Raw genomic sequence first — 24,392 nt, 5'->3', positions numbered from 1 at the left:
ATGACAACCGCACAAACAAACACACGCCAAACCATCGCCATTGACCTGATGCCACAACAAATACAGGCGCTTCGGCAGCTGCATGCTGCTGCTGAGTTGGTTCGGCTGGCCTGCTGGCAACAAGACACCCTCGCGCGGCGGGCCGGGCTCGACGTGTCGCTGGCGGCGCTCATCGGAGGGGACCCCCATCACGACCGGACGATCACAGGGGAGCTGATGGCGCTGTCTGTCACTCGGGCAGCCGGCTGGGTCCCACTCGGCATCATCGCCGCGGCCGTTCAGGACGAGCGTGAGCGCGAAGCAGGGATGGATTACAGCATGCCGCCCTCCTCGCCCCTGATGCTCTGGGGGAACCGACTGCTGCGGGGCCTCTCCCAGGATGGGGCGTGGTTGGCCGGGGTCAAGGGCATGATCCTGGCGCCCGTAGAGCAGCTCCCAGCCGAGGTTCAGGTGGCCATCCAGAGCGACACACTGACTCCTGCGGATGGTCCTGTGGACCTGGCTGCCGCCGGCCTGACCGGCTGGGCCTGCGTTGAGGAGACTGAAGGGTCGTGGCTGCTGACCGTGGAGCTGCTGACCCCTGCTACCGGAGGTAGACGTGAATGACCCCGAATCCCGCGCCCTGTCGGTGCCGGTGGACCGCTGGCTCCTGGAGGAGCTGAAGGTACGAGCGCAGGCGATGGAGTGTTCTGTGGAGGAACTCGTGGCTGGCGTACTGGTGGCGTACGTGACGCCCCCGGCCCTCACGCTGGACCTGGAGCAACTTGGTGAAGCCATGCTGGAAGCCATCCAGGCGCCACAGGAGCATTCCGAACTGTCCATGGCGGCGGCGGCGGAGCTGCTCACCCGTCTCCAGCCGTTCCTCCCGCATGACTCAGCCACAAGGGCACTTCTGGGCGATGAGTTGATCGAGCAACTGACCGGCCTCCCCGCGAGCGCACCGACGACGGGCGAGGCAGCCGCACGTCTGGCCGCGGTCACCGGGGTATGCCAGCTTCTGACAGGGGGGTACTCCGAGGCTGGGGTGCGACGCTGGTGGACACGCGCCCGGAGGCAGTTGAACGGGGCGGCGCCGCTGGACCTGTTGACCACTGGCTGGACGCCAGACGACGCGGCGTTCCGCCGGCTGCGGACGCTGGCCGCAGCCGATGTCGAGTTCTCGGCCACCTGAAGACGGGATACACCGATCCGCCCACCAGTCAGACCCCTGACCCCAGCAGCGGTTGCATGGGTTGAAAATTCAAGGGCATTGATACAGCCATCACGGAGGCCTTGGCCGGAGACACTGGAGAGACGCTGCTGGGCTGGCCGATACAGTGTGAGCATGTTGTCCTGCCCAGATTGCTTCGACTGCCGTGCGTTCAGCGAATGTCCCTGGGACTCTGGCGGGCTGATGGGGTTGCGATGATCAGCGGGCCGGTCAAGGTACATCTACGGTCCGTCAGAATTGCTGATTTCAGGGGCCTGCGTGATGTCGAGTTGGACCTGAACCGGGGCCTGACCATCATCACGGGACTCAACGGCAGTGGGAAGACTTCGCTCATTGACGCCCTGAGCTCCTGGCCGGTTCCTGTCCGCAAACTCCAGCAGGTGATCAGCATTGCGCGCAATGGTGACGCGGCGCGAAGGTCAGCTCCGGAGCACATGAACGCTGAGCTTGACCTGTATGCCTGCGAACCAGACGTGGCCTGGGCAGGCGTACCATCCAACACACGGCGAGCGCGACTGAAAATTCAGAATACCGGGTTGATATCGGTGGAATTGGTGCCGCCTCCAGCAAGGGAGCCAAATACCTTCTCAGCCGTGACGCGGCGCACCGAATCCAGCAGCACACCAGCGGGTCCCCACGTGGGGATGGCGTTGCCTGTTGACTACCTTTGGCTGGCTTACGGCACGCAGCATGACGCTGCCCATGCCGTGGCCTTCAATGAGATGTACAGGTACCTGCCCGCCGTCGTACATATCCCCAACGGGTTGACGCTCAGCACCGGTGAGAGGGGAGCGCGCGTAGGGAACGTTGCTGACGCAGCCCTGGAGCGCATCCTCGACGCGCGGCTCGCACAGGATTCCAGGAGGTCCGCTGCGGAGTTGCGCGGCGTGGAACTCACCATCTCCGAAATGGCACGCACCTTGTGGCCCGCCGTGGACATGCAGGTGCATATCGACCTGCCGGAGGGTAGCTTTCCTGAAATTTCTGTCATTGTCGGCGGGCAGCCGGTGATGATGAATGAACTCAGCTCAGGGCAGCTGTGGGTACTCACCACCGCCATCCTGCTGGTGGCCGGGCAGGAACATGACGGCCGGCCCATGTTGGTCCTCCTGGATGAGCCAGGAAGCCATATGCACCTCTCCGCAGTGCAGACGATCCGGCAGGCCCTCCTGCGGCTTTCCGAGGTGCATCAGGTGGTGTACACGACGCACAATGATCACCTGGTCAGCCAGGCACCTCCCGGGAGTCTGCGCATTGCCCGGCGCCGCAGACAGGTCATCACCTGCGTGGCACCGTCGGACATCACGGATGAGGACTCCCTGTCCGAACTGCTGCCTCTGCTGTACGCCAAACGTCAGGAGCTGCTGGAGGTGATCAGCAAGAACGAAAACCTGCTGATCGTGGAGGGGCAGAGCGAGCACACCTACCTGACCATGATGCGCACCCTGGTTGACCCCACGGGCCAGCTCATGCCTGCGGACGTACGGGTGATTGACGCGGAAACCATCGGCATCATCGACAAGCTGGTGAAGCTTTGCCCTTTTTCATGCAACGTGACCGTCCTGATGGACAGCAACCCGGATGATCAGTCTGTACGGCGAGCGAAAGAGAAAGTTGAGGACGTGCTGGCCGCGCGTGGAAAGCACGAAATGATTCTTCACCCGACAGGCGAGCGGCAGGCGGACATTGAGGACACTTTTCAGCGGGAGGAGTTTCTCCGCCTGGCTGAGCGGGCGCTGGGGGTGCCTTTTGGCACGATAGAGGTGCCGGAGGCTGAGCGGCTGACTCCACAGCTGGACGGCTGGTTGCGTCGTCAAGGCCGCCAGGGCAAGCATGGGAGTCTGGCGCGGCCAATCGCTGCCCTTGCACGCCCGGAGGACCTCAGACGTTCGACCGAATCGTTCGAATCCCTGCTCAGGCGCATCGGGGAGGCTTTCCAGGGCGGCCAAGAACGTTTGGGTTGATCTCCAATGCTCTGACTGATCTCATTTACGCTGGACGCCGAAGGTCCGCATGCCCGCTTTTCTGGGCATGCTCACTTCACCTCCAGCCGAGCGCCGCCTTTACTGAAACCGAACAGAGCGCTGACACGATAAGCAGGTGCAACGAACTCTCATTTGGAGCGTGGTGCCGGTCATCACCACAACCGGACCATCACCCGGGCGCGAAAGGTGCTCCGGCGACCTCCGGCCCACTGCTGCATCACTGAAAAAGGAGGCCCCGCTTTCTCAGCGGGCGGCGCACACCCCAGTAGCCAGTCCAGGTCCACAGGGTGAATAACAGCAGCAGGGCGGTGCTTCTCACGGCTTTCGGCGGTTCCTGCGCCATCACGGCGAGGGCGCCGATGGCCAGGCTGAGCTGAAGAAGCGACCCGGCGCGCGTCATGCGCAACCAGGGCAGGTCGATGCCGAATCCAGTCCGGACGAGACCGACGGCGTAAATCAAAAACATGGCGGCGCCGGCGAACCATTCCAGCTGGAGACGTCAGCTATTACATCTACCGGCGGCTGGCCATCAGTGTCGGCGCCGATACCCTCACAGCAATGACCGTGGAGCGTGCGCTGGCTGCTCTGGAAGTTGAGACCACAGTGGACTGATGACATGAAAAATTGCGGCGGAGAGTGGTCTCAACTGAACATCCGGTCACTATCAGTGATGCTGGGCGGTGCAGGATCAGAGCATGACGGATTCTCCTGACCTGCCCATCGGTCAACTCGCGGCACTGACCGGCGAGACGGTCAAAGCCATCCGGTACTGGACGGACCTCGGCCTGCTCACCTCCGAGCGCCGCCCCAGTGGCTACCGGTCCTACCCAGAGGAAGCCGCCGGACAGGTGCGCTTCCTCCGCTCTGCACAGGCTGCCGGATTCAGTCTTGATGAGATCCGCCGGATCCTTACCGTTCGCCAGGATGGCCAGAAACCCTGTGCGCACGTGAAAGCAGACCTCGTAAGCCACCTGAGTAGCGTCCGAACGCAGATCGCTCAGCTTCAGGCCCTTGAAGCCCAGTTGCAGGCGAAAGTCGTGTGGGCGGAAGATCATCCGGACCCCGACTGCGACTCCGCTGGGTGTGTGTACCTGGAAGTCACCCCACAGGCTCGACTCTCCCCCTAACGGGAGACCGTACCGTGCGGACATGAGCACCCTCGACTGCTGTGCCCCCAAGCCCAGCCTCACCTTCAGCACCACGTGCCCAGCGTGCGGGACATCCGGCAAAACGGTAAAGCTGGTGACCCTCAAAGCCCTTCTTACGCCTGTGGCGCTCGCCACCCTAGATCCAGACGAGGCGTACCGTTTCTGCCCGGACGCAACCTGCGACGTGGTGTACTTCGGTTCCAAACGCGTGTACAGGCAGGCGGACGTGAAAGTCCCCGTCTTCCAGAAGAACCAGGACTTCAGGGTCCCGGTGTGCTACTGCTTCGGCCACACCCGGGCGGACCTCGATACGGCTACCCGGAACGGGCAGGCGGACACCATCCCATCCTCAATCCAGGCGCACATCAAAGCCGGACGGTGCGGGTGCGAACTGAATAACCCCCAGGGCAGCTGCTGCCTGGGGAACGTCAACCGCACGCTGAGCGCCCTGCGGGAGGCCAGCCATGCCTGAGATGACCACTCTCCCCGCGCCGCTCGCTGCCCTGCTGAACTGCTGTGAAGGGCAATCACCGGAAGCCATGCTGCGGGGATTCGTGATGTTCACGCCCACCCCGCACGTCATCCACACCCAGGCTGGGGTGCGTATCTACACCCGCTGTGCCCTCGACACCCTGCTCGCCGCGTGGATCCTCGACGAGAACATCGACATCGTCACCACGCCCCCAGGTGCGACCCAGTCCCTGGAGTTCACGGTGCGCAACGGTCAGCTGCACTCTCCTTCTGACGCTGTTCTCGCGCTGCCCACCCAGCCGGACACCCGGAGCGCCGAGAAGGTCTACCGCAGCTTCTGCCCGTACGCGCTGGCCTTCCCGAACGTGGAGGCTTACCAGGCCTGGAGTAACACTGCAACTGTTCCCACGACTCCAGTGACGTTTCAGGACGCCTACCGACTGTCCCGTGACTTCATCGGTCATCTCGCTCACCTTTCCACACTGGACGGACACGGCGGTACCCGATGCTGCTGAAGAAACCCGCCAGGAGCCTGCGCGCTTACCTGCTGCTGGGCAGCGCCCTGCTGCTGTGTCCCTGTCACCTGCCCCTCCTGCTCGGCCTCCTCGCCGGCGGGGTCGGGGGCAGCGCCGTGGCCACCTTCCTCAGCCAGAACATGACCCTCGTTCTGGTGTTCCTCACTGCCTACTTCCTCTTCGCCCTCTGGATGGGCCAGCGGCTCCTCGCCCGCAACAAAACCTGCCCCGCCCCAAACGCCAAAACTGAAGGCCGGAATGACTGCTGCTAAGGGCGGCCCGCGGAAGTATGTGATTCCTCTGCTGCGCGCCGTCGTGGTCGCCGTTCTGGCTGCTGCCCTGCTCCGTCAGCAGCAGACCCGTATGGGAACCACGGCCAGCGCCTCCGGTGGCGAGGCCGTGTCAGCCACCCTCCCCCAGCTGAGTGGGGAAACCCTACACCTCGCTGATTACCAAGGCAAGGTTCTCACCGTCAACTTCTTCGCATCCTGGTGCGCGTCGTGCTGGAACGAACTCAACGGTTTCGCGCGCGTCTCCCGCGAGTACGCCAGCAAGGGCGTGGCGGTTGTCGGCATCAGCGTGCAGAGTTCCCCGGACGACACCCGCGGCATGGTCGACAAGCTCGGCCTGACTTTCCCGGTCGTGCTCGACGCGCAGGGCACCGTATCTCAGGAACAGCTCGGCCTGCGGGGCATGCCCACCACGCTGTTCATCGACCGGCAGGGCCGCCTGCTGGAGAACCATACCGGCGAACTCAGTGAGGGGCAGCTGCGCTCGAAACTGGACGGCCTGCTGTGATCACCCTGCTCACGTACGCCTTCGCGGCTGGAACCGTCGCGGCCCTCAACCCGTGCGGGTTCGCCGTGCTGCCGGCCGTGATCTCCCGTTTTGTCACCCGGCCGGCGGGTCGCCATCCTGTGCTCGACGGCCTCGCGCTGGGGGTGTTGCTGACCCTGGGCACCCTGACCACCTTCAGCGTCCTCGGCCTAATCATCAGCGTGTTCGGAACCGGCCTCGCCAAGGTTATTCCGTACCTGAACCTGGTCCTGGGTGTGGTGCTGCTGGTCCTGGCGGTGCGCACCTTCAGCGGCCGCGCCCTGGCGCTCCACATTCCGGGCCTTCGTGCTCCGGAAGGCGAGCGTCTGTCCGAGTACTACCCGTACGGAATCGCTTACGGTCTGGCGAGCCTGGGCTGCACCCTCCCGGTGTTCCTGATGATTGTCGGGGGCGCCGCGAGCCGCGAGCCGCTCGAGCGCGTGGGCATGTTCGCCGCGTACGGCGCCGGGATGGGCGCGGTGCTGCTGACCGTCAGCCTGGCGAGCGCCTTCGGGAAGGAAGCCGTGATCGTTGGCCTGAAGAACGCCGGTCAGTACGTGAATTTCATTGGGGGCGCGGGCCTGCTGCTGGCCGGTGCGTACACGGTGTACTACCAGACCCGCTTCATCGAGCAGTTGCTCACAGGAAACGCGACGCTGCTGCCGATCCTGACTGGTTTCATGGCCTTGGTCGTGACAGCCATGATTGCGAGAGTGTTGTACCTGAACGAACAACGCGGAATGGGATCAGGTGGAGTGGTCACGAGTGAATCCTGACCCACACCCTTCAACCCCACCGAACGTGCTTCACCCCAAGGAGGTCCGTATGCCGGACAGCGTGAACAACAGCACGCAGCCTGACGTGAGCAAGCTTGAAGCCACCCGTGACCAGGCGACATCCGACGCGGTCGCCCGCCCTGGTGATCCCGCAGGGGAGGCGCAAGCGTCCCCGCAGGACAAGGCAGCCACAGGGTCAGGCAACCACTACGACGTTATCGTGCTGGGCGGCGGGATGGCCGGCGTCCCGCTCGCGCACCGCCTCGCCTACAAAGGCCTCCGCACGGCGCTGATCGAACGGGCAGAGCTGGGAGGCACCTGCCTGAACCGCGGCTGCATCCCCACAAAGACCATGATCGCCAGCGCCCGCGTGGCGCACCAGGCGTACCTCAGCGAGCAGTGGGGCGTGGAAACTAGCGAGGTGCGCGTGAACCTCGGCCGGGTCGTGGACCGCAAGGATGAACTGGTCCGCAGCGTCCGCAGTGGCTCCGAACGGAACGTCGCGCAGAACCCGAACGTCATTCTGATGCGCGGGGAGGCGCGCTTCACCGGGGAGCGCCAGCTGGTCGTGAACGGTGAGGAGATCACCGCGGACAAGGTGTTCATCGCGGTCGGAACACGCAACAGCGTTCCGCCCATCGAGGGCCTGGAGGCGGTGCCGTTCCTGGATTCCACGAGTGCCATGGAACTCCGCGAGATTCCCCCGCATCTGGTGATTGTCGGCGGCGGGTACATCGGGGTGGAGTTCGCGCAGATGTACCGCCGCTTTGGCAGCCAGGTGACCATCCTGCAAGGCGCTCCGTTCCTGCTGGCCAGTGAGGACGAGGACATCACCACCGTGTTGAAAAAAGCCCTGGAAGCCGAGGGCATCGACGTGATCGTGAACGCCCGCGTCACACGGGTGGAAGGCAGCGAAGGGAACGTGCAGGTCACCGCCACGGTCGATGGCGAGGACCGCGCTTTCGCCGGCACCCACCTGATGATCGCCGCGGGCCGCGTGCCGAACACGGACGGGTTGGGTCTGGAGCACACCGGCGTGCAGCTAGACGCCCGCGGTTTTATTCAGATCAACGACCGCCTCGAGACGACCGCGCCGGGCGTCTGGGCGATGGGGGACGTGCGGGGCGGACCGATGTTCACCCATACCGCCCGGGATGACTCGCGCATCCTCTACCAGAACGTCATCAAGAACGCGGACCTCAGCATCAAGGATCGGGTCGTGCCGTGGGGCGTATTCACTGAGCCGCAGCTGGGACGGGTGGGCCTGTCCGAACGGGAGGCCCGTCAGGCTGGCTTCAAACTGAAGGTCGGGAAGTACGACGCGCACAAGGTCGCCAAGGCCCGCGCGATCGGCGAGACCCGCGGCCTGATCAAAGTCATCGCGGACGCCGACACGGACCGCATCCTGGGCGCCTCTGTCCTGATGGCGGACGGCGCGGAACTGGTGCATGAATTCGTGACTGCCGTCCAGCTCGGCGCGCGGTACACCGACTTGCAGGACATGATCCACATCCACCCGACGCTCGCGGAAGGCCTGAACAACGCGCTGGGCGGCGTACATTACGAAGAAGGGTTGGAATGAACCGAGAGACAGACCTCAGCAAGCGGCTCCTGTGGCTGGTCTGCGTGGTCTGCTGCCTCGGCATGTGCCTCATTCCCACGCGCCGGCCGCCGGCGGAGCCACCACCCAGGTGAACGCCGCTGTCCGGGCGGGCGCGGCGGGCCTGGCGCTGGCCATCACCAGCGTACCGTTCGCCTGGTCGTGGCTGGTGCCGCTGCCCCTCGCGTTGCTGTTCCACGAACTCAGCCGGGCCCAGTCCAGACGAACAGCAGCGTGGCTCGCGTTCGTGGCGGGAACAGTGTTCTTCGCGGTGCATCTCGCGTGGCTCTTCACGTCCTTCACCCGCCTGTTCGGTCCGCTGGGCGGCGCACTGACCCTGCTGGTGGTGCCGTTGATCGCGCTGAGCTGGGCGCTGGTCGCGTTCCTCGCCTTCCACCGGTCCACCGGGCGGACACTCGCCGCGTTGCCGGTCGTGTGGGTGCTGGGCGAGGCGGCCCGGACGCTGGGTTCCCTCGCATTTCCCTGGGGGGCCGTCGGGTACGCGTGGCTGCCCACGCCTGTCGTGCAGGCCGCGGACCTGGGTGGCCTGAACCTGCTCAGCCTGCTGGTGACAGGCACGGCCGCCGCGCTGGTGGCAGGCTACCGGGGGCAGCGTCTGCCGCTCGTGGGCATGCTGGGAGTGCTGGGTGGCCTGACGGTCTACGGCCTGACCCGCCCGGCGCTGCCCCCACCGGACCGCACGGCCGTGATGGTGCAGGGGGCCGTGCCCCCCCTCGACAAGGCCGTGCAGCGCCAGGGAACAGAACTGGACCTGCACCTCACCCTGACCCGGCAGGGGCTGGCAGGCGAGCCGGCCGACCTGATTGTCTGGCCAGAAAGTGCGTCACCTCGGTCACCTGCTGACCCTGGAACGCGAGCCGCACTGGCGAGCCTGCCTGAGCCTGTGGTCACCGGCGCTCCCACCTCGGGAGTGGGGAGGTACTGGAACAGCGCGTACGCCTTTGACGGCGGCGTGACAGGCCGGTACGACAAGGTGCACCCGGTGCCGTTCGGGGAGTTCCTGCCGTGGCGGCAGACGCTGGCGTTCGCGTACACCCCGGTGCTCGGCGCGCTGGGCCTCTCAGGTCTGACGGGCGTGACCCCGGGGACCACGTACCAGCCCCTGCCCCTCCGTCACCTGCGGGTCGGGGCGTACATCTCGTACGAGTCGGTGTTCGCGCAGGCCGCGCGGACGTTGACCGCGAATGGCGCGCAGGTCCTCGCGCACCTCTCCAACGACGCGTGGTTCGAGGGCACGGTCGGGAAGGCGCAGCATTTCCAGATGGGTCGCCTGCGGGCCATCGAAACCGGCCGGTATGTGCTGCGAGCAAGTAACACCGGCATCAGCGGCGTGATTGATCCCCTCGGCCGCGTTACCTTCCAGCTTCCGGACGGGGAACGCGCGGCAGGGCGAGCCGCGTTCGCCCTGCGGACGGGACTGACGACGTTCGTCCGCTGGGGGGACTGGCCGGTGTTGGTGGCTGCGCTTCTCTGGGCTGGGCTCGCTTGTTCCGGATACCTTTTGAATACAGGAGGCAGATATGACCAGCGAACTGCACCATGAACGCAGGAAGAGCCGGAAGGCCCGTGAGAACACCAGCGGACAGCCGAGGCCGGAGGCCTGCACATGACCCGGCCGCGTTTCATCGTGATTGGCGCGGACGCGGCAGGCATGAGTGCCGCCAGTGAAGCCCGGCGGGTGAACCCACACCTGGAGATCATCGCGTTCGACAAGGGCAACTTCGTGTCGTACAGCCAGTGCGGCATGCCGTATTGGCTGGGCGGCGTGGTGGAGCGGCGTGAGCAGCTGATGGCCCGCAGCGTGGAGGGGTTTGCCCGTCGGGATATTCATGTGCATGTGCGGCACGAGGTGGTGGGCATCGACACGCCGCGGCAGACGGTGCGCGTGCGGGATCTGGAAGGCGGTCGGGAGTTCGACGAGCCGTACGACCGGTTGCTGATCGCAACGGGGGCTTCACCGGTGGAGTTTCCCCTGCCCGGGCGCGATCTGGAGGGGATCTTCTACCTGGATGTGCTGGAGGATGCCATCCGCATCGACGCGTACCTTAGAGAGCAGCAGCCCCGGTGTGCCGTGGTGGTGGGTGGTGGGTACGTCGGGCTGGAGATGGCAGAGAACCTGACGCGGCGCGGACTGAAGGTGGCGCTGGTGCAGCGCGGGGATCAGGTGTTCCACGCGGTGGATCTGGAACTCGCGCAGGTGCTGCACGCGGAACTCGAACGGCATGGCGTGGACCTCAGCCTGGGGGAAGGGATCCTTCAGGCCTGCGGCGGGCAGGACGGCCGAGTTCAGGAAGTGCAGACGAATCTGGGGAACCTGGACGCGGACCTGGTGATTCTCGCTACGGGGGTGCGGCCGAACGTGGACCTCAGCACTGCGGCAGGGATTCCATTCGGACCGACCGGCGCCATCGCGGTGGATGAACAGATGGAGACGAGCGTGCGCGGGGTGTTCGCGGCGGGGGATTGCGCGGAGCACTTCCACCGGGTGTTGAGAAAGCCGGTGTGGATTCCGCTGGGGACTACGGCGAACAAGCAGGGCCGGGTGGTGGGCCGGAACGCGGCGGGCGGGCAGGCGAAGTTTGCCGGGATTGTGGCGACGGCTGTCGCGCAGGTGTTCAGCCTGGGGGTGGCGCGCACCGGACTGAACGAGTGGGAGGCCAAGGCTGCTGGGTTCGAAGTTGAAACCGTGCTGCTCGAGTCCACGGATCAAGCGGGGTACATGCCGGACGCGGAGGGCCTGACGGTGAAGCTGGTGGTGGAGATGCGGACTGGGCGTCTCCTGGGCGGGCAGGCCGTGGGAAAACGCGGGGCGGACAAGCGCGTGGATGTGCTGGCGACCGCCCTGTACGCAAGCCTGACGGTGACGCAACTGGAGGAACTGGACCTGGCGTATGCGCCGCCGTTCAACAGCGTCTGGGATCCCGTGCAGGCAGCGGCGACGCGCGTCCGGCGCCACGGCCCTGCTCAGTCCTCCAGCTGATGGGGCTTGTATTCCTGTGATGAGGAGGTGTTGCTTACCACCAATTAAGCGACAGCCTTGAAAGAGGGCCTGGGTGCAGGTTGTGGCAGCCGAAGGTGAGCGAGATGAGAGCCCTGACCATCTTGTAAAGGTCCATGATCGGACGTTAAAGGACCTTTACAATGCTCATATGGCTACCCGACGCCTCACCCCCGGCACCCCCGTTGTGACTTACATCCGCGTGAGTGACCTGAAACAGGGGAGAAGCGGCCTCGGCCTCGACGCGCAACACACGGCTGTGAACGCCTTCGTTCGGAGCTACGACCTCACGATCATTGACGAGTACCGCGAAATTGAAACGGGCACCAATAAACGCACGCGCCCCCAACTCCAAAAAGCGCTCGAGCGCACACACCAGGGAGGCGCTGTCCTGCTCATTGCCAAGCTCGACAGGCTCGCGAGAAACGTGCATTTCGTATCCGGATTGATGGAGTCCCGCGTGCCCTTCGTGGCGGTGGACATGCCCGACGTAGATGATCTGACGATTCACATCCTGGCAGCCGTTGCGGAACAGGAAGCCAAAATGATCAGCCGCCGCACCAAGGACGCTCTCCGGGCGGCCAAAGCCCGTGGCAAGGTGCTCGGCCGGCCAGAAAACCTGACGGTGGAGGCCAGGCGGCGGGGAGCACAGCGGCGGTTCCAGGGCGCGGTCGACGCATACGCGCCGGTGGCGGGGTACATCGCGCTGATGCGGCGCAATGGAGAGACGTTGCGCGCCATCGCTGAGGTGCTCAATTCCGAAGGGAAACGCACCTGTCAGGGAAAGCGTTGGACTGCGGTTCAGGTCAGAAATGTACTGCTCCGGCATACCTCGTGATTTCACTGGTGTAAAGGAAGGTGAGCACGGGGAGGGGGAGAGCTGGGCCTTCCGCCTGGGCCCTGGGCATCACGCCCCGCCCGCTGAATTACATCGAACAGGTATTAGATGTAATTCAAAACGGGCACGCTGGGTCCCATGTGGTGGGGCCCGACGTTGGCTATGTCACTCACTGGGAAAGCTCGTGAGGTCCCATGCACCTCTCGTACTGCTTTCAGTCTGACCAGACCCCGCGCCTTGCAATCTGATGACGACTCACTCAGATTTTCTACTTCAGAGCAATTTTCATTACAGCAGACATTTTGCAGTTGAGGCAGAATCAAATGGAAGGCCAACCACACAGGGAGGCCATAAGGGGCACAAAGTGCTGAACACACGGCTGGGAGGCCGGAGTGCGTAGTGCGCCCCGCGAATCAAACACCCATGATCAGCGCTCGCAATTCATCCTTGCGTGCGTGAAGGAGACCTATGACACGAAGAGGGGCCCAGAGCAGTGGAACTGCTGAAGCGCTGTGGCCGCCGGTCCCTGCTCCCAACCTGCCTGCACGGCGCCATCCGGTCACTGATCCGCATTGTGTTTGCGGTTCCCGACATCGGCCCGGGTCTGTCCACCGAGACGCCCGGAACAAAACTCTGCGGAGCGTGCTGGGGCACATGATCGCTTCAGCCACCCCAGCAGCATTCACAAGGAGCACGTCATGATTACGATCAAACGCGGCAGCGAGCACCTGAACACGCCAGGATCTTGCGTTATCGTGGGTGACTACAAGCAGTACGAGTTCCCTCACGAAACCCGGCCGAACGCTTGGCATCTGCGGTACGGGCAGATGGTTTATACCCTGACCACTTGCGGTTATGGCCCTCAGTGGTTCGTGCCCGCGCGCACCGCCTTTTCTGCTCACCTGACGAATTCGATCGGGGGGCAGGGCGCATACGCCGACTTCCCAGCCGCTGGTGAGGCTCTTCAGGACGCCATTGCTGCCGCAGTTGCTTACGTGGAGGCGTGCGAAGCCAGCCACTTCCAGCTGACCGTGGACGGCAAACCCTGGTTCAATCAGGAGTTCATGACGCTGAGCGCTGCGCAGGCGGCGGCGGATGCGTTGGCGCGCAACATGTCGTCCTATGAGTGGATCGGGGTGGTGCGCATGGTTGACGGGAGGCAGGTGTACGAGCTCAGTCGATGAACCTGTCCCAGATTTGAGGTGACGCCTCGACCCTGAACGTCTTCCCCGGCCCCGCCCACGCGGGGCTGTTTCAGTCCCGGCCCAGACGGAACCGTCTAAGGCGTTTTTTCATCAGAACTGGTGACGAACAGCTCGCCTTCCCATCAGCGACACCTGTTCGCAGCCGGGTTTTGGCCTGTTCATGAACTGGAATACCGGAATCTCTCACGAGGAAAAAACAGCCTGGCCCAGCGCGAAATCGTGATGTCATGAATCCACGCAATGACCCTGCACATCCTCTCTGCCAACCTCACCCTGATCCACCAGGAACTCGCCCGCGCCGGCGCACGCCCCCCGGCTGCTACACCCCGCTTGGTCGATACCCCCGGTTGGTTCCACAACACCTGCGACGAGGCGGCGACCTCGGTGACTACGCACGCTACCCATACGGAACAGCTGTGCGGCCGCTGCGGCTACCGCGCGTTTCATAGCCATGAGGGCGACCTCCTTGGCCATCACGGCGCAAACGGCCTGATCGTCCTGCGGCGTCCGGATCATGACGGCGACATCATACTCACTGATTTTCCTGACTGGCTCGCGTACCGTTACGTCCTCTCTCAACTGAGGCCAACGGTGGACGGCCCATACAGCCTGGTGGTGCTCAGTGAGCCACTGGCAACACGAAACGAGTTTGCTTTCAGCGTTCTCCGTGGTCGACTGGACGGCATGGAGGACACCACCCTCCGAACGTACCTGTCCACGTCCCGGCGGCTAATGGAACACGCGTGGGCCGACTGGCGGTGCGCCGTGTTCGACCGCCTCGCCCTGCCATTGCCACGGCCGCCGCGTGCGCCTCAGCTTTCGGACCAGCGCTGCACCGAGACCGGCACCCTGGATGACGGCCGCGAGTACACCCTTCACGCATACACGTGGTGCGATCCCCACAGGCCGCAGATCAGCGTGGAGATTAGCGGCGACCTGCACCATTGGCTCACGCACGACTGACCTTATTAGCTGGAATGGACCCTGTCCCACGTTGCCAGCTCACTGATGGTCGCGACGGCCGTGAATATCACTGCGATGGCGTGGCCCGGCCGGAACATCGACAAGAGAGTGGGGGTGGGGCACCTCACCCCGCACACAGCGGCCGGTTCATTGCCGCGTAGCTTTGGTGCACGGGCCGGTGCTCATCAGGGAGGTGAGCACGGGGAGAAGACATGGGCACGTATGCCCTTGTGGATTCATGCGAACCCTACCGGGGACCGATGACCCGGTCCTTGGCCCACGCCCTGGCGCCGGAGATTCAAGTGCTGAGCGTGTCGCCCGGCTGGGTAGACGGCGAGTATGCTGGCCAACCTGATTGCGGCGCAGGCGACGTGCACGCTGCTGGGCCGGATTGCCCGCCTCAGGAGGTGGCGCGCCGTCCTGGCTGCGGCGACGCACCTGACATTCGCCATCCCTGCCTGCAAGGTGGTGATGCGGCTGACCCATCAGTCTGCCGAGGGTACCTCCCCGGGTGCGCGACCTCGAGAGAGGGACGACAGGCTGACGGCGAGCACGGACAGCAGTAGGAGGGCGACCACGGGGGTCAGGACCGCCCAGGGTGCCCGTTCCAGGTAAGGCAGACCTTCTGCGAGAACGAGACCCCATTCGGGCGCGGGGGGTCTGGAACCCAGCCCCAGGAACCCCAGGGCAGCCAGGGACAGGGCAATCCCCGGCAGGCGCAGCAGGGCATGGCGCAGCACGGGACCCATCACGGCGGGCAGCACCAGGTGGGTCAGTTGCCGGACCGGGCCCACACCGAGCATCGGGGCAAGGCGGACGTGGGGCTGCGCCTGCACGTCCGCGGTCAGGGCGGCGGTGTGCGCGGCCAGCGGGGCCCACGCCACGGCCGCCACAGCGAGGACCGCGCCGCTCGCACTGGGACCGACCAGTGCGGTCACCAGCAGGCCAACCAGGACGGGTGGCAGGGCATTGGCAACCTCAATCAAGCCGATGGTGATCCGGGAGGCGAGACCCAGAACTACGCCCATGACGAGCGACAGCCCCACCACCAGGAAGGCCAGGCCGGCAGTGGATATGGCCCCGTGAGCGACCCGAGCCAGCACGTCCCGGCCCGTGCCGTCCGCGCCCAGGGGCAGGCCGGGCATGGGGAATTGCAGGCGGTCAAACGCTGACGTGTAGGGATCGCGGGGCAGGCCGACCATCACCAGGAGCAGCAGCAGCGCGGCCGCGGTTCCTGGCAGGAGCCATGCGTGGCGGGGGATGGGGGCGTCCTCGCGCGCGGGCACGGGCAGGCTGCCCAGTCGCAGGGCGCGGCCCAGGAGCAGGAGCCGCCCGGCCTGCGCCACACTGCCGAACGTCACTGCCAGCAGCAGCAACAGCAGGACACCGGTCTGCAAGGCGGGCAGGTCCTGGGCGACCGCCGCGTTGAGGGTGGCCCGGCCCACCCCGGGAATGGCGAACACCTGCTCGACCGCCACCGCCCCGCCCGTCAGGCCCACCATCACCAGGCCCAGCTGCGGAAGGAGGCCAGGCGCGGCGCGGCGCAGGACTGCCGCGGCGATCTGCGCCCGGGAGAAGCCCGCGACCACCCACGTGGCCACCCAGCGTTCACGGAACGCGGCTTGAAGGCCATCCGTGAACAGCCGGCCCAGGTACCCGCCAGCCGGAACCCCCAGCGCCAGCGTAGGCAGGACCGCGTACTCGATACCGCGCCACCCATAGGCAGGAAACCAGTTGAGACCCACCGCGAACACCACCAGCAGGAGCGACGCGAGCAGAAACTCCGGCAGGGCCGTCATCGTCACGCCGCCCACGCCGCCGGAACGTCGCACCCGGCCGTTCAGGCCGGCCTGGAGGGTGGGGAGGCACACCAGGAGGGTGATGACCAGGGCCACCATCAAGGCGAACGTCATCAGGGTGAGGGAGGTGCCCAGGGCTGTCAGCAGCCCGGGCAGCACCGGCGCCCCGGAGATCCATGACGTGCCGGGATCCCCATGCAGCCAGCCCTGGACGTAGCGCCCAAGCTGCTCGGCCGGGCCGAGATCAAGGCCCAGCTGGATGCGGATGGCGTTCAGGGCTTCAGGGGTCGCGTCCTGCTCCCCGGACCGGGCGCGGAGGATGCTGAGCGCGGGGTCACGCCCGGACAACCATGGCAGCAGCCCTACCAGGATCAGCAGCGCGAGGACTGTAACCACCCGGGACACCGTCGGGAGGAAGGTTGGTCCCGTCTCCAGGAGGGAGCGGCTATTCATCGGCCGAAAGGCTCGTCTGTCCGGTCAGCAGGCGCCGCTCGCGCGGGTCACGTTCGGCCGCGTCGACGCGTGCGGCCTCCCCCTGAATCACGCGTTCATGCAGCAGCGGAACGGCGGCATTGGTGCGTAGGATGGCGGCCTCCGCGGCCATGATGGCTGCACGCCGGTCCGGTCCGGGAAGGGCAGCCGCGGCGCGTTTCAGGGCGGCCTCCACGGCCGGGTCGCACAATTGCGCGATGTTGAAGGAGCCGGCGCAGGAGAAGTCGCTGGTCATGTATGCCACGGGATCCCCGGAGTCGAGCACCGTGGCCCGCGAGAGGATGAACGCGTCAAACCAGCCGGCCAGCGCGTCCGCTTCGATCTGCGCGTACTGCCGGACGTCCTGCCTGACGGTGAACCCGGCCTGGGTCAGCTGTTGCGCGAGCAGGACGGCGACTTCCGGGAGTTCGGCGCGGTCCGAGAAGGTGGCCAGCGTGATCTCTTCGCCCTGTGGAACGGCGCGGACTGTGGGAGATTTAACTGGAGTGCGGAGGGTTGCAGCCCACGGCAGGGCCGGTCCCAGCAGGCCCTGGGCGACGTCCGCACGTCCCTCGTACACGGTGTTGACCAGCGAGGTGCGGTTCACGGCGTCCCGGATGGCCGCCCGGAGGGATGCGTCTTTGAGGGGTCCGGTGGTGGTGTTCAAATAGAGCGTGTTCGTGCGGGGCATGGGCACTTCATGCACCAGCGCGGGAGGCAGCAGGGCCACCTGCGAGACGGGAAGGGCTTCCACCACATCGGCGGTTCCGGTGCGCAGGGCCGCGGCGCGGGCGGTTCCGTCCGGCACGTAGTCCGCGTCGATGCCGGCCACCCGGGCTTGCTCACCCCAGTAGCGGTCGAACCGGTCGAGGTGCGCGCTGGTGGTGCCCTGGATGTCAGTCAGCACGAACGGTCCCGTGCCGGCCCCGGTGGGGTTGACCTGACCGTCCGGCCCGTAGGCTTTGCGGGCCAGGATGGCCAGCTGAGGGCTGGACAGGCGGTTGGGCAGCAGGGGATCGGGAAGCTGGGTGCGGACCAGGACCGCGTGCGGTCCGGTCTCTTCTGCCTTCAGGGTGACCCCATCGAGAATGCGGGGTTTGGGCACGGCGCGGGTCGCGGCCGTGAGCGCGTGAACGACCTGGTCCGCGGTCAGGGGCGTGCCGTCGTGAAACTGAACTTTCGGGCGCAGGACGAAGCGCCAGGTCGTGGCGTTCAGGCGGGTCCAGGCGGTGGCGAGGAGCGGTTGAGGGTCCCCGTCTGCATCCAGCTGAACCAGGGTCTCGGCGGTGCTCCAGCGGGACAGTTTGAACGCGTCGTCGGAAAGCGGGCTGAGTCCGGCGCGGGGCGGTTGCAGCATGACGACCCGCAGGCGGTCCCCCGCGCCTGACTGGTCAGCCTGGAAGCAGCTGGTGAGAAGGACCACCAGGGCGAAGGGAAGAGTGGCGGTAAAGCGGGCACGGGGGGTGGTCATCAGGACTCCTGGAGGCAGCAGGGAAGCCGCAGGCAGCGTTGGCCCGGCAGGCTGGAGGGTTCAGGGGGCGGTCAGAAGCCCCTGGAACAGGGCGGGGGGGTGCGCGGCGTCCAGCAGTTGCGCGGTGCAGGGGTGCTGCGGGTTCTGGAGCAGGCTGGCCGTGGGCTGGTCCTCGACCAGTTCGCCCTGGTGCATGACCAGGGTCCGTTCGCAGGTGCGGGCGACGACACTCAGGTCATGGGTCACGAGCAGCAGGCCCATGCCCATCTCCCGCGAGAGGCGGGTGAGGACGTCGAGCACCTGGACCTGGAGGGGCAGGTCAAGGCCACTGACGGGTTCGTCGGCCAGCAGGTAAGCCGGCCGGATGGCCGTGGCCCGGGCGATGGCGACCCGCTGCGCCTGACCGCCGGACAGGATGCCGGGGCGGCAGCGAAGGAAGCGGGTGGACAGGCCGACCTGCTCGAGGGTGTCGCGGGTGCGCTCGTGATGGTCGCAGGGCACCTGCAACTGCTGCAAGGGTTCCATCAGGAGCGCTTCTACGGTCCGGCGGGGGTCGAGGGTGGACACGGGATCCTGAGGGATGAACTGCACGGCCCGGCGGTACCAGCGCAGGGCTGCGACGGAAGCCGGGCGAACGGGGCGGTCCTGGCAGGTGACCTGCCCGGCGTCTGGCCGGTCGAGGGCCAGCAGGGCACGCAGCAGCGTCGTTTTTCCGGATCCGGACCGGCCGACCAGGCCGACCCGTTCTCCAGGAAACAAGGCCAGGCTGAGGTCGGTCAGGAGTGGCTGGCGTTCTGGCGCGCGCCACGGGAAGGCGCAGGGTAAGGTGACGCTGCGGGACAGCCGCTGGGCACGGAGGAAGGACCCGTCCTGGTTGACCGTGGGGGCGGCACTCACGCGGGGACGGCGCGCTGGACGGACCGGACGGGAAGCGTGCGTGTGGCGGCCACACTCAGGGTCACCATCTCGCGGGTGAGGGGGTGCTGGGGGGTGGCCAGGAGGTCCGGCAGCGGGCCGCGTTCGACGATGGTGCCGCGGTCCATGACGAGCGCGCGGGTGCACACGTGCGCGGCGGCGGTCAGGTCATGCGTGATGAACAGCAGGGCGGGGGCGGCGGGGTGTCCGGTGTGCTGGCGCAGGAGGTCCAGCGTGCGGGCTTGGGTGATGGTGTCGAGCGCGGTGGTGGGTTCATCGGCGATCAGGAGCGGGGTGCGGCACGCGAAGGCCAGGGCCAGGCAGATGCGTTGCCGCTGGCCGCCGGAAAGTTCAGCCGGGGAGCGCCGCAGGAGGGAGTGAGGGTCAGGGAGATGCAGACGTTCGAGAAGTTCGGCGGCCGCCTGCCGTGCGGCGCGGGTGGACAGGCCCTGCTGCTGGAAGGGGCGCTGCAACTGCGCGCCAATAGAGACCAGGGGATTCAGGGCGGTGAAGGTGTCCTGGGCAACATAGGACAGGCGGGTGGCAGGTGCTCGCCGGGCGGCGGGGATGGTGCTCACGTCATGATTCAGGACCGTGATGTGGCCGTGCGCGGCGGCAGTAGCAGGAAGCAGGCCGAGGACTGCACGGGCGGTCAGGGATTTGCCGGAGCCCGAGGGGCCCAGCAGGCAGACGCGTTCACCGGGATACAGGTCGAAGGTGACGTTGTGGACGACCGGCCGCTGGTGGAAGGAGAGACGCAGGTCTCGGACGGAGAGGACAGGACTGGCCGACAACATGATAACAAAATATCATTATCATGCTATGGCGTTCAAGTTCAAGACACCGGCAGGGTGAGATGGCGGCAGATCACTTCGGCGAGGTTGCAGGTCCCGGCACACTCGGTCACCGACGGCATGCAGGACTGAGCCCGCCGGGATCTGCTCGACCACCAGCCGGAACAGGCGCCCGGTGTCCAGCACAAGCACTGTGGGCTGACCGGACCCAAAGGGCAGCATCCACGACGACTCAGACCTTCGCTTCCACGCGGCCGGTGCCGGGAATGCCCCGCAGGACCCCCAGGATCAGCAGCGTGCCAGCCACCGACAGCAGCGCGCCCATCAGGTACGCCGCGCCGGGGAACCCCCAGTCGAGGCCGGCCGCGTACACGGTGGTCGCCAGGATGGGTCCAACCACGGCCACGAGGCTGTTCAGGCTGGTGATGGCCCCCTGCACGCGGCCCTGCTCCGTCTCGCTGACCTGCCGTGAGATCAGGCCCTGAATGGCGGGATTCGTGAGGCCCCCGAGGGCACCGACAACCAGGGAGGCGTACAGCAGCGCGCCATTGCGTGCCACGCTCAGGACCAGAAATTCCAGGATGGACGCCACCAGCCCGGTCATGATGGTGCGCCGGTCCCCGAAACGAGCGATGAACGGCCCGATCAGGCCGCCCTGCACCGCCGCGGTCAGCAGTCCGAAGAACGCCAGCGCCAGACCGTTCTGCCCGGGACTCCAGCTCAGGACCTTCTCGGTGTACAGCACCCAGGTGCTGAAGATCACCTGTCCCGCCAGGCCCAGCAGCACAAAGGTCAGCGCCAGGCTGCGCAGGATCGGGTACTCACCCAGCGCCCGCAGGGGCAGCAGCGGGTTGAGGTCGCTGCGTTTCATGCCCTTCCCACGCGCACTCGCCGGAAGAGACTCAGGCAGGACGAACAGGCCGTACAGCACGTTCAGTCCTGTCAGGGCTGCTGCCACCAGGAACGGCACCCGCAGGCCGTACTCGCCCAGCAGACCACCCAGGGCCGGCCCAAGGATGAACCCCACGCCGAAGGTGGCGCCCAGCAGTCCAAAATTCTTGGCGCGCTGCTCAGGCGGCGACACGTCAGCGATGTAGGCGTTCGCCACTGTCAGGCTCGCTCCCGTGATGCCGGCCAGAATCCGTCCCACGAACAGCCACGCCAGGTTCGGCGCGAACGCCAGCAGCAGGTAATTGAGTCCCATCCCCGTCAGGGCGAGCAGCAGAACCGGACGCCGGCCGAAGCGGTCACTCAGGGCGCCCAGGATCGGCGCGAAGATGAACTGCATCACCGCGTACGCGGCCGTCAGCAGCCCGATGGTGCGGGTGCCTGCCACTTCCGATCCTGCGAGTTCTTTGACCAGTCCCGGCAGGACCGGAATGATCAGTCCGATGCCGATGATGTCGATCAGGGCGGTGAGCAGGATGAAGATCAGGGCGGCAGGACGGGAACGCATCAGGCATGATCATACATACCGGTCAGACGGTAGGTAAAAAACTGCCTTGGATCGCCGGTTGATTATCAGCCGCTGGTTTCTCCAGAGGTCAAACCGACTGGTCTGCCGGTGTGGCCCGGCGGTCAACAGCATGTACGGTACGCTCCAGCCTGCCCGTTCGCAGGATCTCCTGAAACAAGACCCGGCTATTCAGTTCGGTCAGTTCACTGTTCATAAGGGCTACGATGCGCTGTACGGTGGACCACCATTCCCTGGAGCGTGACCCCTCTTCGAGCTTTCTTCTCTCCTTGCGGTCCCATGGCACAGCGCATTTTGCACAGGCTCAACTCGAACGACGAAAGGACGCACAGGCTCCGTCCGTTATGGGGCCCTTCCGTGCTGGTGCCTGCGTTCCGGGTCGTGGCAGCCTGGCATAGCCGACTCATACATCAGGGAACCACGAAGGTCACGTGCCGCCCTCCAGATTCACCGTTGTCGGGGGCAGGACCGTCGTTCTCCAAGCACTGGTGTGTTTGGCCGCAGTGAAGGAGTGGATGCCCGCTTACCGTTGGTGAACGATGGCTTCCCCCTTGGCACAGGCTGAGATTCTCGTGAGCGGAGGGGGGACAGCAGTCCAGTGTTGAAATTCTTCTTGGAAGGCAGGAGCGTGGTGACAGGGGGAGTGGCGTAGGTCTGAACGTCACTCTTTACAAACCGTCCAGTCGGTATGTATGATTGAGTGATGCCCAGGACCAAAGCCCCCGAACTCACCCGCGCTGCCCTGCTCGACGCCGCGAGCCGTGTGCTCCGCACGCGCGGCGCGACCCTCTCCCTGGACGCTGTTGCCCAGGCGGCCGGGGTGAGTAAAGGCGGCCTGCTGCACCACTACCCGTCCAAGGAACAGTTACTGCAAGCCCTGGCGTACGCCCTGATTGAGGAATTCCACACCCGTCTCCAGGCCGCCCACGCCCATGAGATCGCCCTGCACGGTGACGCCCCCGGAGCCTGGCTCAGGGCCTACATCGAACTCTCCTTCGTTCAGGACGACGAAATCGAGGCCCTGACAGCAGCCCTGGCCCCACTCGCGACCCTTCCCGACCTGCTCCGCGGGTTGCAGGAAGCACAACGCTTCCTCATCGACGAAACCGAAGCCGACGGCCTGCCGCCCGGACGCGCCCATGCCATCCGCCTGGCCTGCGACGGCCTCTGGGCCGGCCGGAATTCAGGCCTGCCTGATCTCAATCACGCCCAACGCACGGCCCTGAAAGAGGAGTTGCAGTCATGGACCCGGCCCTGAGCACAACCCCACCAGCGTCCCCTCTCCTGCACCACCCTCCAGATCCTGGACCAGGGTGGGAACGCCGCTTCTGGGCCATCTTCGGCGGTCAGGCCCTCTCGATGATCGGTTCGGCCCTTACCCAGTTCGTGCTGATCTGGTGGATCACCGACACCACCGGCAGCGCGAGCGCGCTGGCCACCGCAGGCATGGCCGCCCTCCTGCCCCAGGCGCTGCTCGGCCCACTGGGAGGCACCCTCGCCGACCGGTACAGCCGCCGCTTCCTGATGATCACCGCAGACCTCATCAGCGCCCTGTGCATGCTGGTACTGATCACCCTGTTCCTCACCGAGCGGGTCGAGCTGTGGCACGTGTACGTCATGATGTTCATCCGCAGCGCCATGCAGGCCTTCCAGGGACCAGCCGCCGCTGCCAGCACAGCCATGCTGGTCCCAGGCTCGTTTCTGCCCCGTGCCGCCGGCCTGAACCAGACCCTGATGGGCATCATGACGGTCGCATCTGCCCCATTGGGCGCCCTCGCCATCGGGGTGATGCCTCTGGGTCTGGCCCTGGGCATCGACGTGGTCACGGCGCTGCTCGGCATCATTCCTCTGCTGCTGTTCCGCATTCCCCAGATCAAGAGGTCAGAAGAGCAGCAAACGAGCATGTGGGCGGAGTTTCGAGAAGGGTTCGAGCTGGTCTGGCAGCACCCGGGTCTCCGGCGCCTCTATGGCCTGCTCGGCGCCGTGGTGCTGGTGGTCATGCCGTCGTTCACCATGGTGCCCCTGCTGGTCAAGAACCACTTCGGAAGAGGGGTAGGCGACGTGGCCCTGATGGAGGTGCTGACCGGGGCGGGCATGATCCTGGGTGGCCTCCTGATCGCGGCCATCGCTCCGAAACGGCAGATGCCGTGGATTCTGCTGGGACTCGCCGCGTCAAGTCTGACCATCGCGCTGACCGCTCTGGCCCCGAGCCAGATGTTCTGGCTGGCCGTCGTGTGGTGGGCAGTCAGCGGAATGAGCTTCATCATGGCGAACGCTCCCATGACCGCCCTCCTTCAGACCACCATCCCGAATCAGCTGCAAGGCCGGGCACTGTCGCTGTTGAGCACCGTCATGGGGCTGGCAGGGCCCGCAGGCCTGGCGATCGCTGGTCCTCTGGGCGAAATGCTCGGTGTTCGCTGGCTGTTCGTGGCCATGGGCGTGCTGGGCACCTTGGTGGGCCTCGCCGGGTTCCTCTCGCCCACCCTGCTCCGTTTACAGGGCGGCAGTGCAGGAGAGACCCCGATTCCTGCCCTCCCGCAGCGGAGCGCCGGAGGTTGACCCATTCTCATGCCGGTACATCCGCAAGTCAGCGGCCTTTCGATCAGGACTGGTCATGACCTCCTGACTTTACCGCCGTTGCGCTACTGCCTCACGTGCCGGGTAGCGCAGCTGCGCTTCGCCGTGCACCACGTCCGCCTGGCACGCCGAGCAGAAGCGCAGTGTACGGAGACAAGCCATCACGATCAGGAACCCACTTTCCTGTAGTTTCTGACCAGCCCTTGTTTCTTTCAGGTCAGTGTTTCCACCTCCCCTGTGACTTCAGATGCTCCCCGGACTCAGGAATGGCGCTGGGCTTGCCCGGAGGCAAGCCCGCTCATGACCACGTGAGATGTTCCTCTGAATACTCAGTATCGCCTGTCA

General features: G+C 65.7%; 23 protein-coding genes. 17 read left to right on the top strand and 6 right to left on the bottom strand.

Annotation, left to right across the window (positions count from 1 at the left end; genetic code table 11):
• The 3 genes from IEY49_RS17940 (at nucleotide 1) to IEY49_RS17930 (ending at nucleotide 3,174) form a co-directional block, all read left to right on the top strand.
• Nucleotides 1-606, top strand: coding sequence for a hypothetical protein (locus IEY49_RS17940; protein ID WP_189011278.1), 606 nt, complete (start codon nucleotides 1-3; stop codon nucleotides 604-606).
• Nucleotides 599-1,171 carry a hypothetical protein gene (locus tag IEY49_RS17935; RefSeq protein WP_189011276.1) on the top strand — a complete coding sequence of 191 codons (573 nt, stop codon included), beginning with the start codon at nucleotides 599-601 and terminating at the stop codon, nucleotides 1,169-1,171. The genes IEY49_RS17940 and IEY49_RS17935 overlap by 8 nt, the downstream gene beginning before the upstream one ends.
• A 233-nt stretch (nucleotides 1,172-1,404) precedes the next feature.
• Complete coding sequence (locus IEY49_RS17930) at nucleotides 1,405-3,174, top strand: ATP-dependent nuclease (RefSeq protein ID WP_189011274.1); 1,770 nt, start codon at nucleotides 1,405-1,407, stop codon at nucleotides 3,172-3,174.
• Nucleotides 3,175-3,412: 238 nt separating this feature from the next.
• On the opposite strand, the gene IEY49_RS17925 is transcribed toward IEY49_RS17930, so the two are convergent.
• On the bottom strand, nucleotides 3,413-3,661 hold the full coding sequence (locus IEY49_RS17925; RefSeq protein WP_189011272.1) for a hypothetical protein: 249 nt from the start codon (nucleotides 3,659-3,661) through the stop codon (nucleotides 3,413-3,415).
• A gap of 229 nt (nucleotides 3,662-3,890) precedes the next feature.
• Here IEY49_RS17925 and IEY49_RS17920 point away from each other — a divergent pair, with 229 nt between their 5' ends.
• The 12 genes from IEY49_RS17920 (at nucleotide 3,891) to IEY49_RS17865 (ending at nucleotide 14,546) form a co-directional block, all read left to right on the top strand.
• Nucleotides 3,891-4,322 (top strand): heavy metal-responsive transcriptional regulator, encoded by a 432-nt coding sequence (locus tag IEY49_RS17920; RefSeq protein WP_189011270.1) that lies wholly within the window; start codon nucleotides 3,891-3,893, stop codon nucleotides 4,320-4,322.
• 22 nt (nucleotides 4,323-4,344) lie between these two features.
• Nucleotides 4,345-4,815 carry a putative iron-sulfur cluster-binding metallochaperone gene (locus tag IEY49_RS17915; protein ID WP_189011268.1) on the top strand — a complete coding sequence of 157 codons (471 nt, stop codon included), beginning with the start codon at nucleotides 4,345-4,347 and terminating at the stop codon, nucleotides 4,813-4,815.
• Complete coding sequence (merB, locus tag IEY49_RS17910) at nucleotides 4,808-5,329, top strand: organomercurial lyase (protein WP_189011266.1); 522 nt, start codon at nucleotides 4,808-4,810, stop codon at nucleotides 5,327-5,329. The genes IEY49_RS17915 and merB overlap by 8 nt, the downstream gene beginning before the upstream one ends.
• Nucleotides 5,320-5,601 carry a hypothetical protein gene (locus IEY49_RS17905; RefSeq protein ID WP_189011265.1) on the top strand — a complete coding sequence of 94 codons (282 nt, stop codon included), beginning with the start codon at nucleotides 5,320-5,322 and terminating at the stop codon, nucleotides 5,599-5,601. The genes merB and IEY49_RS17905 overlap by 10 nt, the downstream gene beginning before the upstream one ends.
• Nucleotides 5,588-6,127: a TlpA family protein disulfide reductase gene (locus IEY49_RS17900; protein ID WP_189011263.1), complete on the top strand. Its 540-nt coding sequence runs from the start codon at nucleotides 5,588-5,590 to the stop codon at nucleotides 6,125-6,127. The genes IEY49_RS17905 and IEY49_RS17900 overlap by 14 nt, the downstream gene beginning before the upstream one ends.
• Nucleotides 6,124-6,921: a cytochrome c biogenesis CcdA family protein gene (locus tag IEY49_RS17895; protein ID WP_189011261.1), complete on the top strand. Its 798-nt coding sequence runs from the start codon at nucleotides 6,124-6,126 to the stop codon at nucleotides 6,919-6,921. The genes IEY49_RS17900 and IEY49_RS17895 overlap by 4 nt, the downstream gene beginning before the upstream one ends.
• A gap of 49 nt (nucleotides 6,922-6,970) precedes the next feature.
• Complete coding sequence (gene lpdA / locus IEY49_RS17890; RefSeq protein WP_189011259.1) at nucleotides 6,971-8,503, top strand: dihydrolipoyl dehydrogenase; 1,533 nt, start codon at nucleotides 6,971-6,973, stop codon at nucleotides 8,501-8,503.
• Between the two features lie 64 nt (nucleotides 8,504-8,567).
• Nucleotides 8,568-10,085 carry an apolipoprotein N-acyltransferase gene (lnt, locus tag IEY49_RS17885; RefSeq protein ID WP_189011257.1) on the top strand — a complete coding sequence of 506 codons (1,518 nt, stop codon included), beginning with the start codon at nucleotides 8,568-8,570 and terminating at the stop codon, nucleotides 10,083-10,085.
• 63 nt (nucleotides 10,086-10,148) lie between these two features.
• Complete coding sequence (locus tag IEY49_RS17880) at nucleotides 10,149-11,522, top strand: FAD-dependent oxidoreductase (RefSeq protein WP_189011255.1); 1,374 nt, start codon at nucleotides 10,149-10,151, stop codon at nucleotides 11,520-11,522.
• 169 nt (nucleotides 11,523-11,691) lie between these two features.
• The gene (locus tag IEY49_RS17875) at nucleotides 11,692-12,378 is read left to right on the top strand and encodes a recombinase family protein (RefSeq protein ID WP_189011253.1); all 687 of its coding nucleotides are present in this window, start codon (nucleotides 11,692-11,694) and stop codon (nucleotides 12,376-12,378) included.
• A gap of 698 nt (nucleotides 12,379-13,076) precedes the next feature.
• Nucleotides 13,077-13,562, top strand: coding sequence for a hypothetical protein (locus IEY49_RS17870; RefSeq protein WP_189011251.1), 486 nt, complete (start codon nucleotides 13,077-13,079; stop codon nucleotides 13,560-13,562).
• Between the two features lie 261 nt (nucleotides 13,563-13,823).
• Nucleotides 13,824-14,546, top strand: a complete 723-nt coding sequence (locus IEY49_RS17865) for a hypothetical protein (RefSeq protein ID WP_189011249.1) — start codon at nucleotides 13,824-13,826, stop codon at nucleotides 14,544-14,546.
• A gap of 485 nt (nucleotides 14,547-15,031) precedes the next feature.
• Here IEY49_RS17865 and IEY49_RS17860 read toward each other — a convergent pair whose 3' ends face one another.
• From IEY49_RS17860 to IEY49_RS17840, 5 genes are all read right to left on the bottom strand, one after another.
• Nucleotides 15,032-16,798: an ABC transporter permease subunit gene (locus IEY49_RS17860; protein ID WP_189011247.1), complete on the bottom strand. Its 1,767-nt coding sequence runs from the start codon at nucleotides 16,796-16,798 to the stop codon at nucleotides 15,032-15,034.
• On the bottom strand, nucleotides 16,791-18,287 hold the full coding sequence (locus tag IEY49_RS17855) for an ABC transporter substrate-binding protein (RefSeq protein ID WP_189011245.1): 1,497 nt from the start codon (nucleotides 18,285-18,287) through the stop codon (nucleotides 16,791-16,793). Before IEY49_RS17855 ends, IEY49_RS17860 begins: the two co-directional genes overlap by 8 nt.
• Nucleotides 18,288-18,347: 60 nt before the next feature.
• A complete protein-coding gene (locus tag IEY49_RS17850; RefSeq protein WP_189011243.1) occupies nucleotides 18,348-19,184 on the bottom strand; it encodes an ABC transporter ATP-binding protein in 837 nt (278 codons plus the stop codon).
• Complete coding sequence (locus IEY49_RS17845) at nucleotides 19,181-19,999, bottom strand: ATP-binding cassette domain-containing protein (RefSeq protein WP_189011241.1); 819 nt, start codon at nucleotides 19,997-19,999, stop codon at nucleotides 19,181-19,183. Before IEY49_RS17845 ends, IEY49_RS17850 begins: the two co-directional genes overlap by 4 nt.
• 229 nt (nucleotides 20,000-20,228) lie before the next feature.
• Nucleotides 20,229-21,452 carry a TCR/Tet family MFS transporter gene (locus IEY49_RS17840; RefSeq protein ID WP_189011240.1) on the bottom strand — a complete coding sequence of 408 codons (1,224 nt, stop codon included), beginning with the start codon at nucleotides 21,450-21,452 and terminating at the stop codon, nucleotides 20,229-20,231.
• 721 nt (nucleotides 21,453-22,173) lie between these two features.
• Between IEY49_RS17840 and IEY49_RS17835 the strand changes: the two genes are divergently transcribed.
• Nucleotides 22,174-22,728 carry a TetR/AcrR family transcriptional regulator gene (locus IEY49_RS17835; RefSeq protein WP_189011239.1) on the top strand — a complete coding sequence of 185 codons (555 nt, stop codon included), beginning with the start codon at nucleotides 22,174-22,176 and terminating at the stop codon, nucleotides 22,726-22,728.
• Nucleotides 22,713-24,029: an MFS transporter gene (locus tag IEY49_RS17830; protein WP_189011238.1), complete on the top strand. Its 1,317-nt coding sequence runs from the start codon at nucleotides 22,713-22,715 to the stop codon at nucleotides 24,027-24,029. The genes IEY49_RS17835 and IEY49_RS17830 overlap by 16 nt, the downstream gene beginning before the upstream one ends.
• Nucleotides 24,030-24,392: the final 363 nt, after the last annotated feature.

It is taken from the genome of Deinococcus malanensis, assembly GCF_014647655.1.
Lineage (GTDB): Bacteria > Deinococcota > Deinococci > Deinococcales > Deinococcaceae > Deinococcus > Deinococcus malanensis.
The sequence above is the reverse complement of the archived record's forward strand: the minus strand, read 5'-3'. Positions and strand labels throughout refer to the sequence as shown.

Coding starts and splice junctions, on each gene's coding strand:
- IEY49_RS17940 (WP_189011278.1), top strand. CDS start 1: ATGACAACCGCACAAACAAACACACGCCAAACCATCGCCATTGACCTG.
- IEY49_RS17930 (WP_189011274.1), top strand. CDS start 1,405: ATGATCAGCGGGCCGGTCAAGGTACATCTACGGTCCGTCAGAATTGCT.
- IEY49_RS17925 (WP_189011272.1), bottom strand. CDS start 3,661: ATGTTTTTGATTTACGCCGTCGGTCTCGTCCGGACTGGATTCGGCATC.
- IEY49_RS17920 (WP_189011270.1), top strand. CDS start 3,891: ATGACGGATTCTCCTGACCTGCCCATCGGTCAACTCGCGGCACTGACC.
- IEY49_RS17915 (WP_189011268.1), top strand. CDS start 4,345: ATGAGCACCCTCGACTGCTGTGCCCCCAAGCCCAGCCTCACCTTCAGC.
- merB (WP_189011266.1), top strand. CDS start 4,808: ATGCCTGAGATGACCACTCTCCCCGCGCCGCTCGCTGCCCTGCTGAAC.
- IEY49_RS17905 (WP_189011265.1), top strand. CDS start 5,320: ATGCTGCTGAAGAAACCCGCCAGGAGCCTGCGCGCTTACCTGCTGCTG.
- IEY49_RS17900 (WP_189011263.1), top strand. CDS start 5,588: ATGACTGCTGCTAAGGGCGGCCCGCGGAAGTATGTGATTCCTCTGCTG.
- lpdA (WP_189011259.1), top strand. CDS start 6,971: ATGCCGGACAGCGTGAACAACAGCACGCAGCCTGACGTGAGCAAGCTT.
- IEY49_RS17880 (WP_189011255.1), top strand. CDS start 10,149: ATGACCCGGCCGCGTTTCATCGTGATTGGCGCGGACGCGGCAGGCATG.
- IEY49_RS17875 (WP_189011253.1), top strand. CDS start 11,692: ATGGCTACCCGACGCCTCACCCCCGGCACCCCCGTTGTGACTTACATC.
- IEY49_RS17870 (WP_189011251.1), top strand. CDS start 13,077: ATGATTACGATCAAACGCGGCAGCGAGCACCTGAACACGCCAGGATCT.
- IEY49_RS17865 (WP_189011249.1), top strand. CDS start 13,824: ATGACCCTGCACATCCTCTCTGCCAACCTCACCCTGATCCACCAGGAA.
- IEY49_RS17860 (WP_189011247.1), bottom strand. CDS start 16,798: ATGAATAGCCGCTCCCTCCTGGAGACGGGACCAACCTTCCTCCCGACG.
- IEY49_RS17855 (WP_189011245.1), bottom strand. CDS start 18,287: ATGACCACCCCCCGTGCCCGCTTTACCGCCACTCTTCCCTTCGCCCTG.
- IEY49_RS17845 (WP_189011241.1), bottom strand. CDS start 19,999: ATGTTGTCGGCCAGTCCTGTCCTCTCCGTCCGAGACCTGCGTCTCTCC.
- IEY49_RS17840 (WP_189011240.1), bottom strand. CDS start 21,452: ATGCGTTCCCGTCCTGCCGCCCTGATCTTCATCCTGCTCACCGCCCTG.
- IEY49_RS17835 (WP_189011239.1), top strand. CDS start 22,174: ATGCCCAGGACCAAAGCCCCCGAACTCACCCGCGCTGCCCTGCTCGAC.
- IEY49_RS17830 (WP_189011238.1), top strand. CDS start 22,713: ATGGACCCGGCCCTGAGCACAACCCCACCAGCGTCCCCTCTCCTGCAC.